A 13,494-nucleotide genomic window follows, 5' to 3' on the forward strand; every position below is an offset into this window, starting at 1 on the left:
GGATTGACCTATCGTTACTCCACCCTTGAAAGTTTCACGGGAGAGCGTGCGCATGGGAGCTGGCCTATTTGCGATATGGGAAATGATCATACTTTTACAATGAGAGGGTGCTTTTGATTGGCACAACATAAAATTGTCGTAGCAGGCTGCGGCGGCATGTCCAATACATGGCTGGATTACGCAGCGCAGCGGGAGAACGCCGAGATTGTCGGTCTGGTGGATATTTTCGAGGAGAGCGCCAGGAAAATGGCGGAGAAACGCGGTCTTAACGTTCCGACCTTCACCGATCTGTCCCAGGCGCTGGCGGCAACGGGAGCCAATCTTGTCTTTGATGTGACCATCCCGGCCAGCCATAAACAGATTGTCACAACCGCGATGGAAGCGGGCTGCAACGTGCTTGGCGAGAAGCCGATGGCGGAATCGTATGCCGATGCCGAGGAAATTGTCCGCATCAGCGGGCAAACAGGCAAGCGCTATGCGGTTATGCAGAACCGCCGCTACCTGAAGCAAATCCGCTCGTTCCGCGATTTGGTGGGGTCGGGGGATATTGGACAAGTAGGCTCGATTCACGCCGATTTCTTCCTGGGGCCGCATTTCGGAGGCTTCCGCGACGCGATGGACAGCCCGCTTGTTATTGATATGGCGATCCATACCTTCGATCAGGCCCGCTTCATCATCGGCGCCGACCCGGTATCGGTCTACTGCCATGAATATAACCCTCCGGGCTCCTGGTACACAGGGAACGCTTCGGCGATTTGCATTTTCGAGATGAGCGACGGTTCCGTATTCAGCTATCGCGGTTCATGGTGCGCCCAAGGCCTCGGCACCTCCTGGGAATCGGAGTGGAGAGTAACCGGCAGCAGCGGTACGGCGAAATGGGATGGCGCTAGTTTGCCGGTTGCAGAGGCTGTCGACACCAGTAAAGCACCGGAATTCTTCCTGTCGATGAAGCAGATCGAAACGGCTGTCACCTATGAAGGACGCGAAGGACACTGGGGCTGCCTGGACGAAATGTTTAATGCCCTGGAGCAGGGCCGTCCGGCGGAGACCGATTGCTTGGATAACATCAAGAGCGTGGCGATGGTATTCGGCGCGGTTGAGAGTGCAAGGACGGGGAAGAAAGTACAGCTGTAGGCTGGATGGACAGGATTTATTTGCTGGAAGGGGCTGCCCGATTGCCATGTGAATGGCGGGGCGGCTCCTTTTTCTATGACAGCTGGCGATCTCGACTGTTATAAGTATCATTGTATTACCGGTACTGGCATATCCCATCCAGAGAATGTTATGATATTGAGGATTAGGTAAACAGGCAGATACATAGACACAGCAAAAATTATGATCGTTAAAGATGAGCTTATGACGTATTCAAAAGGAGTGAATGGAGTGTTCCGTTATTATTGTATAGCTGTCGGAGTTATTATCGTGGACCATGTGGTCAAATGGCTTGTATCCATGTATATGACAATCGGACAACAAATACCTGTTATACCCGGAGTTTTTGGACTCGCCTCGATACGAAACAAGGGAGCTGCATTCAGCATACTGGAAGGCCAATTGGGATTTTTCATAGCCGTAACCTCCTTGGTTATTATCGGAATCATGATCTATTTGCACAGGGTATACCGGGAGAATCAGTTTCTATCTTATGGATTAGCCCTCGTTCTAGGCGGTGCGTTGGGTAATTATATCGATCGTGTCTTTAAGGGAGAAGTCGTGGATATGCTCCAGGTTCATTTTTTTAATTTCCCTATTTTTAATGTTGCTGATTCCTTGCTGTGCATAGGAGTCGCTATGATTGCGATTGATTCCTTGAGAGCCTCGCGAAAGGACAGAACGGGTATAGTTTCGCCGGAATCTTAAGCGAATTGCTGAAGCGGGGTAATCCACAGATTATCGTGATGTAAACGAAGCTAGGTAACTCAGATTAAAATTGAAATGCAAAAGAAAAGGGGCTTCCGGAAATAATCCGGGAGCCCCTTTTTTAGTATGGAAAGATGAAACCGACCGCTGTTATCGCAGATTCGGTATTTCGACCTCAGGCGAAACATCCGCTTCGTAATCAACCCCGTCCGCTTGAAAGCCGAACAGCTGGAAGAACTCCTTCCGGTATCCTTCGAGATCCGACAGCTCATAAATATTATCGGTAGTCAGCTCTTCCCAGATCCTCGCGACCTCCGCCTGCACATCATCACGCATTTCCCAGTCGTCGATGCGAATGCGTCCAACCTCATCCAGTTCCATTCCGTTCGAAGTATAAAGTCTGTCCGCGAACAAGCGATAGGCCTGCTCAATCGTGCCTTCGTGCATCCCTTTTTCCTTCATCACCTTGTACAAGGCAGAGATATAGAGAGGAACTACAGGGATGGCCGAGCTGGATTGGGTAACCAGTGCCTTGCATACCGATACGTAGGCATGTCCGCCCCGTTCGCCGAGCTGCTCGTTGAGGCGGTGACCCGTTGCTTCCAGATCGTCCTTGGCCCGGCCGATAGTGCCTTCCCGGTAGACTGCCTGCGTCAGTTCAGGGCCGATGTAGGAATAAGCGACCGTCGTTGCGCCGTCGGCAAGAGCGCCCGCATCCAGCAGCGCATCAATCCAGAGCTGCCAATCTTCGCCGCCCATAACGGCAACGGTGTTGTCAATATCTTCGTCGGTTGCAGGATCAATGGTGATGGAGCTTACCGTGCCATTGTGGAAATTAACCGTTTTGTTCGTGTATGGCTTGCCGATCGGTTTCAAGGTGGAATTGAACACCTCACCGGTTTTCGGATGAATCCGTCTGGCCGATGCTACGCTGTAGACCACCAGGTCGACTTGACCCAGCTCCGTGCGGATCACGTCGACGGTTTTGGCTTTGGTCTCATCGGCAAAGGCGTCGCCGGTGACGCTGAAGGACTTGAGGCCGGCTTCCTGCGCGGCCTTCTCGAAGGCTGCCGAGTTGTACCAGCCGGCAGTAGCCGTGCGGTTGTCGGTGGCTGCGCCTTGACGGTAAACACCGACCGTATTGGCTCCACCGCCGAAAGCGGCGACAATTCGGGAGGACAAGCCGTACCCGGTCGAAGCGCCAATGACCAGCACATTCTTGAAGCCGCTCACCGCAGGCTGGGCTTTGACATAATCAATCTGCTGCCTCACCTGGCTCGCACAGCCCTCCGGATGAGCCGTTGTACAAATAAATCCCCGTGTTCTCGGTTTAATAATCATTATGTAAATTCCTTTCTTCGATCAGAGTGGATAGTGCATGGGGCGTTAAAAGATGTAAGAGATCATCTTTTATATTTTAATGATTTTTTGGGGAAATGGGAAGCGGGGAATGGGAATACCGATGTAGCAATATTGCACTTTAGGTTTCTTAGCTACTCAAGGAGGGAAAATGGAACGTTTCGATTTGATTTATAATAAAACAACCGATTTCGACAAAAAAAGATACATTGGGCATGTAAAGATTCACTTACAACGACTACTATAGCATTATGTCCTTCACACACAAAGTAATATAAATACCCCTAATCCCACACAGATGACCCCAGTCAACAAATGTTTAATTTTAAGACTAGTAAGAAGTCTCTTCAGTTCTGCAATGAAATTGTTGAATGTATGGTAAGCCAATTTGGCATATCTATAGAGGAAGCTGTTGGTAGAATAAATCGGATATGGGGTGGACTTGAACTCACTTCAGAATACGATATGATCTATCATGAGACTGTTGAATTTTGGGTAATTGATATTTATTACGGTCACGATTCTAGATGGTGGGCAAGAGAAAATGATCCTTCTCTCCGATCACTACCATTCCCATAATTATAAAGCAAGTTGAAACGAAATAGAAAAATTTCACAAAATCGAATGGAACAAAAAAATATTCCACATGTTGATACTAAGAATGCGGCTCATACTGGATTTGATTTCGTACTCTTGGAAGCCACATGATCGGTATAAAGACATTGATTTACTTGAGACTATCAGTGTTAATCGATAATTAATGGGAAAGGATTTATTGTATCTGATTAAGATACCTGAATTCTCTTATCAATAAATAATAATAGACCAGGAGGAAACAACCGACTGCTGGAAAAGCCGAACCCACAAACAAGCCCCAAGAACCATCCTCAATGGTTCTTGGGGCTTCCTTATTCCCGCTCCTAATCATTGCTGTCCATCACCAGAACCCCTGGCTTCGCGGTCGAGTCCCTAATGACCAGCTTCGGCGGGAAGAACAGCTTCTGGGTATGCTGCTCGGGATTCTCCATGACGGAGATGAGCAGCTTGGCGGCCTCCTGGCCGAGCACATTTTCTTCCTGGCTGATGAAGGTCGGCCTGACGCTGTGGAATTCAGAGAGCTCGAAGTCGTCGAAGAAAATAAGGGATAAGTCCTGCGGAATGCGGATGCCCATCTCGGAAGCGAGCTTGATGACCTGCAGGCCAATGCCCGGATTGATCGCGAAAATGGCCGTTATTTCAGGATTCCGGTCCAGGAATGACCTGATTTTCTTGATAATCGGTATTGGCTCGCCGAGCTCGATGTCGACATACCGGTAACGGTGGTCGATGGGGATATTATGCTCCGCCAGCGCTCTCTCGTAGCCGGTCAAGCGGTCCTCGACGCTGCTCGTGCCGGCAATGGTCGTGGATAGAAAGCCGATATTGCGGTGGCCAAGCGAGATCAGATGGTTAACGCCGTCCTGGGCCCCCTTGATATTATCCGGGCACACGCAGTTCGTGTCGATTCCCCGCAAATATCGATCCATTACGACAAGCGGGAACGAATCCAGGGTAAGCTGCAAAATTTCCCGATTATACGACTCGCCGTCGACAGGATACACGATCATGCCGGCTACATCGCGTTCAACCATCTCCCGGATGATGCGTTCTTCCTTCTCGACGGAATTCTCCGTATTGCAAAGCAGGAGGGAATATCCCGCCCGCGAGAGGATATGCTCGGCACCATTCAGTAACAGCGCGTTATGCTGGTTGTTGATGAAAGGAAGCAGCAGCACCACTGATCTCTTCTCCGAAAAGCGGACAGACACTATATCCGCAGCGGCTTCTGCGTCCGGCTCGGATACGAACGTGCCCTTCCCCTGCACCCGGTAAATGACACCCTGCTCGACCAGATCGGACATCGCCTTCTTGACGGTGATCCGGCTTACGGAGAACTGCTTGGTCAGTTCGTTCTCCGACGGAAGCCTGTCATGGGTCTTCCAATGCCCCTCCTGAATCTCCGATAAAAGATGCTGCTTGATCTGCTCGTAGAGCGATAAATGTTGAACGGTTTTCTCCATTTTGTAACCTCATGTCATATTTTGCTTGTTATATATCATCTTATAGTTTGATATATAATTTGTAAAGGTTGCCAGAGTACTAGGAGATTAGACTGCGCAAATAGTTAGAAAATTGAGAAAACGATACGAAACGGAACATTGAGGGCGATATTGCCTCGATTTTAAGCAAATATGGACCCTAAACCATCATTTACAACACGTTACTTGTAATGATATCATCCATACCAAGATCATGAATAACCGCCATATAACATGACAATATGATTCAATCATACCAACTGGCCAATCCGAAGCATACGCCTCAGTCTTATCCTCACAGATAGCAGTCTTCAACCTTTTGTAAGCGTACCCATACTCAGATTTTCACATCCCCCGACAATGAAAAGGGGCACTATTAACAGCAATTTTGTAAGCGCATTCTTAAAACCGATGAAAATTCCCAACCTGGGAGATTTCATAAATTAAACCGGTTTCGAACAACAGGGGGGCTGCCGCGTTTGTTAACCAAACCTATCGAAGGAGGACGAACATGAATCGGGAGATGACGGAAAAGAAACGATTGCAGAAGGTTGGGTTGTTGGCTCTGGTAACAGTCATGCTGCTTGGTCTGATCGTTGGCTGCACACAGAATAATAATTCCGGACCGCCAGCCGGGGGAAATACGAATGGGGCTGCAGCTGAAGACAACGGCGATAACGGGGGCAGCAGCAGCGATACGGAACCGCTTAAATTCTCTTATTCAAGACCGACATGGGGGCCGGCCACCTATACCAAGGGCGGCGCTTATGAGAAGGAATTATTCAAGCAGGGCAATGTAGACATTGATGTTAGAATCATTCCCGTCGTGGACTACGATGCGACGATCAAGACAACCGCAGCAGGCGGCAATATGCCTGACGTCATCTGGGGCAAGGGGCCGGTCGATCCGTTCTGGAAGGATATGCAGGATCAGGGCGGTTTCCTGAAAATCAATGAATATCTGGATCAGTTCCCCGCCGTCAAGGATGCCGTGCCTGCAGGCATCTGGGATAAAATGGCGGATGACAAAGGCGATATTTATTTTATCCCGAATCTGATCTATCCGATTGTCCCGTTCTTTATTAACTATCGTGCGGATATATTCGAGGAGCTTGGAATAGCAGAGCCTACCTCTGTAGCCGAGCTCGAGGCGGCACTGGAGAAAATCAAGGCGAGCGGCAAAGGGATTGTGCCCATGACGCATGGGAACACGATTCCATTCTGGGCAGCCAAGGATCTGGGCACATCATTCGGCACAACCTCCGGGTGGGCGCCTTCCAAAGAGGATCCGAACAAGATCGTCCCTCCGGAAATGCAGGAGGAGCATCTGGATTTCAAATTCTGGCTGCAGGATCTGAAGAAACGCGGATTGTTCGACGAGGAAGCCGGCGTCAATCCTGATGCTTCCTTCGGGGAGACGAAATTTAAAGCCGGGCGTGCAGCAGTCATTCTTGGCGGAAATCTTCAATCGCTTTATATCGATCTGAAGAAGAATGAGCCTAATGCAGACATCAAGATCATGCCTCCTTTGACCGGACCGGATGGCCAGCAGGGCGGAACGCGCGTCGTGTTTCCGCAGGACAGGGGGTTCTACGTCAATGTGAAGGCGAAGGATAAGGCAGCGAAATTTTTTGAATTTCTGAATTGGTCCTTAACTACGGGGTCCGACTTCAGAAGATACGGCATTGAAGGCAAGACCTATACGGTAGATCCGGAAGGAAGAAAAGTGCCGATTCCGGATGAAGAGCGGGAAGCCGACTATAAAGCCGCCCAGATCGAACCGCTGAAGTTCCTCGACCCGATGAGCGAGAAGCTGGACTGGGAAGCGCAGGAGCTGAACTTCATCGGAGCAGGGATTCAGGATAAGTTCGAATATTTCAAGAGCATGTTCGAGAAATATGCGGCGACGCCTTATAACGACTTCAAGGATCCAACGGTAATGTCACCGACCAACGCGGAAATCGGCCCTCAGATCTGGGAGGACTATATGGCCAAGGTGGACGGGAGTATTTTGACCGATATGAATCTTACCAAGGAAGCGTACAAGGAAGCCCGCCAGAAATGGCTGGATGCGGGTCAGCAGAAAATCATCGATGAGTTCAATGAACTGCAAACGAATAAGTCGGAACCGAATTATGTAGATTAATGGGCCGGAACTTCTGGAATAGGCAGCAGCTGCGGGCCTGTTCCAGAACATTTCCGGCATGTCCGCAAGAAGGAAAGGAATGATTTCATGAGGGCGAAATCCGTCTATGCTCCTAATAGGCTGGGTACACGGATTTGGAAGTCGCGGTTTATATACCTTCTGATTCTGCCGACCATTGTTTATTTTGCCATCTTTACTTACGCGCCCTTCTACGGTATTACGATTGCATTCAAGGATTTTAAAATCATTGCGGGCATCATGGACAGCCCATGGGTCGGCTTTAAACATTTTGAAGCGATGTTCACATCGGATAAATTTCCGGAGCTGCTCAAGAATACGGTCATTATCAGCTTGTACCGTCTTCTATTCGGCTTTCCGGTTCCGATCCTGTTCGCTTTGCTGCTGAATGAAGTGAGAAGCTTCTGGTTCAAGCGCTCCATCCAGACGATCACGTATTTCCCGCACTTTCTCTCTTGGGTTGTGTTCGCGGGGGTCATCTACAATTTCATCGGGCCAAGCGGAATCATCAATCTCGTGCTGACGAACATGGGGCTGGAGAAGTTCAATTTCACCACCAATCCCGACGTGTTCCGCACAATTATTGTCATTACGGCCATTCTGAAAGAATTCGGATGGGGCGCGATCATTTATTTGGCAGCCCTGGCAGGCATCGACTCGCAGCAGTATGAAGCGGCCAAGATCGACGGCGCCGGCAAACTGAGGCAGATCTGGCATGTGACCCTGCCGGGAATCAGGCCGATTATCGCCCTGCTCTTCTGCCTGCAGCTGGCAGGCATCCTGGATGCCGGTTTCGATCAGATCTTCATGTTCCTCAATCCTGCTCTGTACGACGTCGGAGATATCATTGATACGTATGTGTACCGGTTGGGCATTTTGCAGGCCCAATTCGAGCTCGCGACTGCAGTCGGTTTATTCAAAGGCATCATCGGCATGATCCTCATCATTACGGCCAATACGATCATTCGCAGGATGGGGGAGAAATCGCTATGGTAGATCAAACCGCCGAATCAGCGCAGCCCGTCAAGGAGCTGGACTTAAACGGGAGAAGCAGAAGCCTGGACGCGAATCCGTGGTGGGCGCAAGGTCTCATCTATCTCATCCTTATCGCATCGGGCCTGATTACCTTGATGCCGATGGTTAACGTGTGGGCGATTTCCTTCAGCGAAGCGCATGAAATCTACAAAAACCCGATGATGCTGTGGCCCAAATCATTCACGCTCGAATCGTACAAATATATTTTCAACACGGAGGTTCTGTTAAAGGCATTCAGCATCACGGTGTTCGTTACCGTGGTGGGGACCTTCCTGAATCTCGTGTTTACAGCAACCGGCGCGTACGGGCTGTCGAAGACGCATATTCCGGGCCACCGGATACTGCTGTGGATCGTGATCATTCCGATGCTGTTCGGGGCTGGCCTGATCCCGATGTACATTTTGCTCAAAAATATCGGGCTGCTCAACAGCATCTGGGTGCTTATAATCCCGCAGCTGGTCGCTCCCTTCAACCTGATACTGATGCGCAACTTCTTCTGGAGCATCCCGGAAAGTCTGGAGGAATCCGCCCGGATCGACGGTGCCTCGGATCTGCGTGTATTATGGAGCATCATTCTGCCCCTGTCCAAGCCGGTCATAGCGACGGTGGGTCTGTTCTACGCGGTAGCGCACTGGAATGATTTCTTCTCGGGTCTGTTCTTCATCAGCGATAACAGCAAATGGCCGCTTCAGATGGTGCTGCGCTCCATCATTATCGATTTCAATATGCTGAATATGGGAGCACAGGATACAAGCACGCTGAATGATTCGAGCCGGCTGATCGTCCAGCCGGAGAATATTAAGGCGGCAACCATTATTTTCGCGATCGTTCCGATTCTGATCGTGTATCCCTTCCTGCAGAAATATTTTGTCAAAGGCATCATGCTCGGCTCCGTCAAAGGTTAATCCATCATTCCCACATTTGAATCTCAACACATGAAAGAGAGGTTAGTGAATTATGACTGTAACCGCCTATCAAACGACAAAAGAGGAAATTCTGGCGCATTACAAGGAGAATGGCTTCGCCGTCATCCCGAATGCTTTGTCACAGGAGGAGCTTGACTACTTGAACGGCATGGTCGAGGCTTCGCTGAAGGAATCGCCTGAACTGTGGCATAAGCCGATGGAAGGCGCTGTCGGCACAGGCAGCTTTCTCGGGAAGCATCCGCTGGAGATGGATAAGTTCATCCGCCACCCGAAAATTTTTCCATTGATTCAGGAGGTGCTGCTCGGCGAAGCCCGCTTCGCCCAATTCGACTTCCGGGATGTATCGGTTGACCGGGCGAGCAGCAGCGAGATGAAATTCCACCGCGATATCAGCTATTACGGCACGATGGGAGGGATGATCTACGATCCCGAAAATCCCTATATCAGCACGTTCACCTGCGTCATCTATTATTTGTCGGATGTCCATGAATGCTGCCCGGCCTTCTGCCTGGTCCCGAACAGCCATATGTACAGCTCTCTGGATGAAGCGAAGGAGAAGCAGGGAAGTGAATATCAGGAGGTTCCGATCCGGGGCAAAGCGGGAACTGCGGTGCTGTATAATATTACAACCTATCACACCCGCAAAGGGGGAAGGGACGACTGCACGCATGGCCGGCGGACGATGCATAATTATCATTCCCGCGCATCGAGCTACCCTCTGACGAACTGGGCGACAGTGCCGGAGGTGTTGGCGATGAGCGAGGACCACGATACCCGCCTGTTCTACTCGCAGTGGACGCCCAATCAAATCAAGTTTGCGCGAGATACCTATACGCAGCCGGTTCCGCCTTATTATCCGGTAGATAAACTCAAGTAGCGGCTGCTTCGAAAGGAGAATTAAGGTGACGAAAATCAAACGGATCCGGCTGATTCGGACGCGCCACGATGCAAGCTGGTCGATCGTGAAGGTCGAGACGGATCAGGATGGACTGTATGGAATCGGATCGGCGAATGATTATTTCAATCCGGGCGCCGTAGCTGCGGTTATCGAGGAGCTGCTGGCGCCGACGCTGATCGGCCGCGATGCCGGGGCGATCGAGGATATTTGGCAGTCCATGTACCAAAGCGGTTATTGGCGCAACGGTTCGGCACTTATGACTGCCATTGGCGCCATCGATATGGCGCTGTGGGATATTAAAGGCAAGGAAGCGGGCATGCCGGTGTACCGGCTGCTCGGCGGTCAATGCCGTCCGGCGGTTCCCTGTTACGCGCATGCAAGCGGAAGGGATATCTCCGAGCTGACGGAGAGCATTACCCGCTACAGGGAGGAGGGCTATTCGGTGGTCCGCTGCCAGCTCGGCAGCTATGGCGGGGGAGGCTTCATCTCCGCCGATCAGGCGAAGCGGCCGACGAATGCCTGGCCGGCCAAGGTTATTTTCGATGAAGAGGCTTATCTGGAAGCGATTCCCAATATGTTTGAGCAGCTCCGCGGACATTTTGGTCCGGATGCCAAATTCACGCATGATGTGCATGAGCATCTCAGCCCTCAGGGGGCGGTCATGCTGTCCAAGCGGCTGGAGCCTTACCGCTTGTTCTTCCTGGAGGATGTGCTCCCGCCCGAGCAGATCGCCTGGTTCCGTTCGATCCGGCAACAGAGCACGACGCCGCAGGCGATGGGGGAGCTGTTCACAAGCCCCCATGAATGGATACCGCTTATCCAGGAGCGGCTGATCGATTATATCCGGGTCCGCGTGTCCAAGGGCGGCGGCATATCGGCCTGCCGCAAGCTCGCGGCTTTCGCGGAAGCGCACGGCGTCCGCACGGCCTGGCAGGAAGGCGGGGATAACGATCCGGTGAACCAGGCGGCGGCCATGCATCTGGATATGGCGGTCTGGAACTTCGGTATCCAGGAAGATAATGCGTTCAGAGCAGAGGAGCTTGATGCGTTTCCCGGTCATGCAGTACTTAAGGGTGGCCACCTCTACGCCAATGAACGCCCTGGGCTGGGCGTCGATATCGATGAAGAGAAGGCGGCGAAGCTCGTAAATCCCGAGCTGCAAACCCGCATGTACCATAAGCCGTACCCGATAGACCGCAAGGCGGACGGCACCATTGTCAGGCCTTAATCGCAATCAGCTGCCCAAACGTAAATAACCGTTAACCGTACAGAGCGCTTGGAGTTCCCTTAATAAGGAGCTTCTGGCGCTCTTTTTTCGTGCCCTTTCCAGCCTGTTCCAGCTCTGCCGATCCCCTAACATCTGTAATTGACGACCCTATATCCATATGAGAGAATGAGGTGCTTAAATCGGAAAAAGGAATGGTGAACCATGTACCGGTTGCTAATTACAGATGATGAGCCGATTATCGCGGACGGATTATTCGAGATGTTCGGCGAGCACACGGAAACCGTCGAGCTTGAATTGTACCGTGCTTACTCGGGCGAAGAAGCGTTGCAGCGGCTTAACAATACCCAGATCGATATTCTGCTGACGGATATTCATATGCCGGAAATTTCCGGTCTTGAGGTGCTGAAGCATGCCAAAGCGACCTGGCCGCACTGCAAGGTCATTATGCTCACGGGCTATAACGAATTCAAATATATTCAAGAGGCCGTTCGCGGAGGAAGCATCGATTACGTGCTCAAGACCGAAGGCGATGCCAAGATCCTGCAAGCGGTGCAGCGGGCCTGCCGGGAGCTGGACGAGGAATGGAAGCTGAATGATTTGATTCTCAAGGCAAAAGGCAGCATGAGCGTCGCCCTCCCCATGCTCAGGAAGGTGTATCTGACCGGACTGCTGGAAGGGGCGCGGACCGCTGCCGATGTGACCCCGCGCAATTTGGAGCAGCTGGAGATTCCGCTGTTGACAGACCGTCCCGTTCTGCTTGTGACCGGCAAGGTTGACAAGTGGCAGCCGGAGCTTTCCTTATCCGACAAGGAACTGCTGCTGTTTGCGATTAACAATATTGCCGAGGAATATCTGGCGCCGAAATTTCTTATTGTGCAGGTGAAGTATGAAAGCGATCAATGGGTGTGGCTGCTGCAATCCAGGGAACCGCAGGACGCTGACGGCCTGTGCCGCTTGATCCGCGGGATTCTGGAAATGACGCAAAAGCAGAGCTATCAACTGTTGAAAGTAAGCGCTTCCTTCTTGATCGGGGAACGGGAAATCCAGTGGGATCAGCTGACCGGGGCTTATTTTCGCATGAAATGGCAGATCAATTACGGCATCGGCATGGGCCGCGAGATGATGCTCTCCGAGTACAGCGAGCCGTCTCATAGCGATGGAGCTCCGGGCAAAAATCAATTTTACGCCCCTGCGCTCAAGCAGCTGGAGGCTTATCTCGAGAGCGGCCAGCAGGAGAAATTCCGTGAAGCGATGGCGGCTTTTCTGACCGGGCTGACAGAGAATACGGACGGGAATACGTACACAATGCAGGAGATTTTTCTCGCGCTTTCCTCCACCTTCATGACATGCATCAACCGCTCCGGCTTAAGCCGGGACATTGGCAGGCAGATCGATCTGGGCCGCTGCGTGGAATACAAATCCTTTCCGGACTGGAAGAGCGTGGCCGATTATTTTCTCCAGCTGGCTGCGCATTATTTTGAGCTGCGCAATCAATCCGAATTCTCCCCGTACCGCGATGTGGTGCAGACGATTGAGGATTATGTGCATCGCCATATCGCCGAGGACTTGTCGCTGACCCGTATGGCGGAGATTGTTTATTTGAACCCCTATTACCTGTCCCGGCTGTACAAGAAGCTGACCGGCGTTTCCCTGACCGATTACGTGATTCATGTGAGAATCGAACGGGCCAAGGAGCTGCTCAGAGGAACCAACCGCAAGGTGCATGATATTGCCCTGGCCGTCGGCTTTGAATCCTCCGCCTATTTCACCCGTTTCTTCAAGCGGCTGACCCGGATGACGCCTGTCGAATACCGGGAGAAATCCGTCTGAGAGGCATTCAAAAAGCCCGGTGAAAAGGACATGCTGCGCATACGGAAACGTCTTCCGATACTCGCAAGTGCTACAAGCATGTCTATCGCTTGTCACTTGTCGAGATCGCTGTTGTA

The 13,494-nt window shown here is 51.4% G+C and carries 10 protein-coding genes; 8 read left to right on the plus strand and 2 right to left on the minus strand.

Annotated elements, in window-relative coordinates; genetic code table 11:
• The first annotated feature begins 117 nt into the window (after positions 1-117).
• On the plus strand, positions 118-1,134 hold the full coding sequence (locus AC0YOA_RS30700; RefSeq protein ID WP_475789859.1) for a Gfo/Idh/MocA family protein: 1,017 nt from the start codon (positions 118-120) through the stop codon (positions 1,132-1,134).
• 249 nt (positions 1,135-1,383) lie between these two features.
• Positions 1,384-1,860 carry a signal peptidase II gene (lspA, locus tag AC0YOA_RS30705; RefSeq protein ID WP_475789860.1) on the plus strand — a complete coding sequence of 159 codons (477 nt, stop codon included), beginning with the start codon at positions 1,384-1,386 and terminating at the stop codon, positions 1,858-1,860.
• 150 nt (positions 1,861-2,010) lie between these two features.
• On the opposite strand, the gene fabV is transcribed toward lspA, so the two are convergent.
• Positions 2,011-3,201 (minus strand): enoyl-ACP reductase FabV, encoded by a 1,191-nt coding sequence (gene fabV, locus AC0YOA_RS30710; protein ID WP_475789861.1) that lies wholly within the window; start codon positions 3,199-3,201, stop codon positions 2,011-2,013.
• Between the two features lie 938 nt (positions 3,202-4,139).
• Positions 4,140-5,279, minus strand: coding sequence for a GntR family transcriptional regulator (locus tag AC0YOA_RS30715; RefSeq protein WP_475789862.1), 1,140 nt, complete (start codon positions 5,277-5,279; stop codon positions 4,140-4,142).
• 529 nt (positions 5,280-5,808) lie between these two features.
• On the opposite strand from AC0YOA_RS30715, the gene AC0YOA_RS30720 reads away from it, so the two are divergent.
• The 6 genes from AC0YOA_RS30720 (at position 5,809) to AC0YOA_RS30745 (ending at position 13,378) form a co-directional block, all read left to right on the plus strand.
• Positions 5,809-7,443, plus strand: coding sequence for a type 2 periplasmic-binding domain-containing protein (locus AC0YOA_RS30720; RefSeq protein WP_475789863.1), 1,635 nt, complete (start codon positions 5,809-5,811; stop codon positions 7,441-7,443).
• Between the two features lie 87 nt (positions 7,444-7,530).
• Positions 7,531-8,457, plus strand: a complete 927-nt coding sequence (locus AC0YOA_RS30725) for an ABC transporter permease (RefSeq protein WP_210037384.1) — start codon at positions 7,531-7,533, stop codon at positions 8,455-8,457.
• On the plus strand, positions 8,451-9,401 hold the full coding sequence (locus tag AC0YOA_RS30730) for a carbohydrate ABC transporter permease (protein ID WP_210037385.1): 951 nt from the start codon (positions 8,451-8,453) through the stop codon (positions 9,399-9,401). The genes AC0YOA_RS30725 and AC0YOA_RS30730 overlap by 7 nt, the downstream gene beginning before the upstream one ends.
• Before the next feature lie 52 nt (positions 9,402-9,453).
• Positions 9,454-10,299, plus strand: a complete 846-nt coding sequence (locus tag AC0YOA_RS30735) for a phytanoyl-CoA dioxygenase family protein (RefSeq protein WP_475769317.1) — start codon at positions 9,454-9,456, stop codon at positions 10,297-10,299.
• Between the two features lie 25 nt (positions 10,300-10,324).
• Entirely contained in the window at positions 10,325-11,548 is a 1,224-nt protein-coding gene (locus AC0YOA_RS30740) for an enolase C-terminal domain-like protein (protein WP_475789864.1), read from the plus strand.
• A gap of 201 nt (positions 11,549-11,749) precedes the next feature.
• Complete coding sequence (locus tag AC0YOA_RS30745) at positions 11,750-13,378, plus strand: response regulator transcription factor (protein ID WP_475789865.1); 1,629 nt, start codon at positions 11,750-11,752, stop codon at positions 13,376-13,378.
• Positions 13,379-13,494 lie beyond the last annotated feature (116 nt).

The sequence above is a fragment of the Paenibacillus sp. JT22N12 genome, from assembly GCF_056269365.1.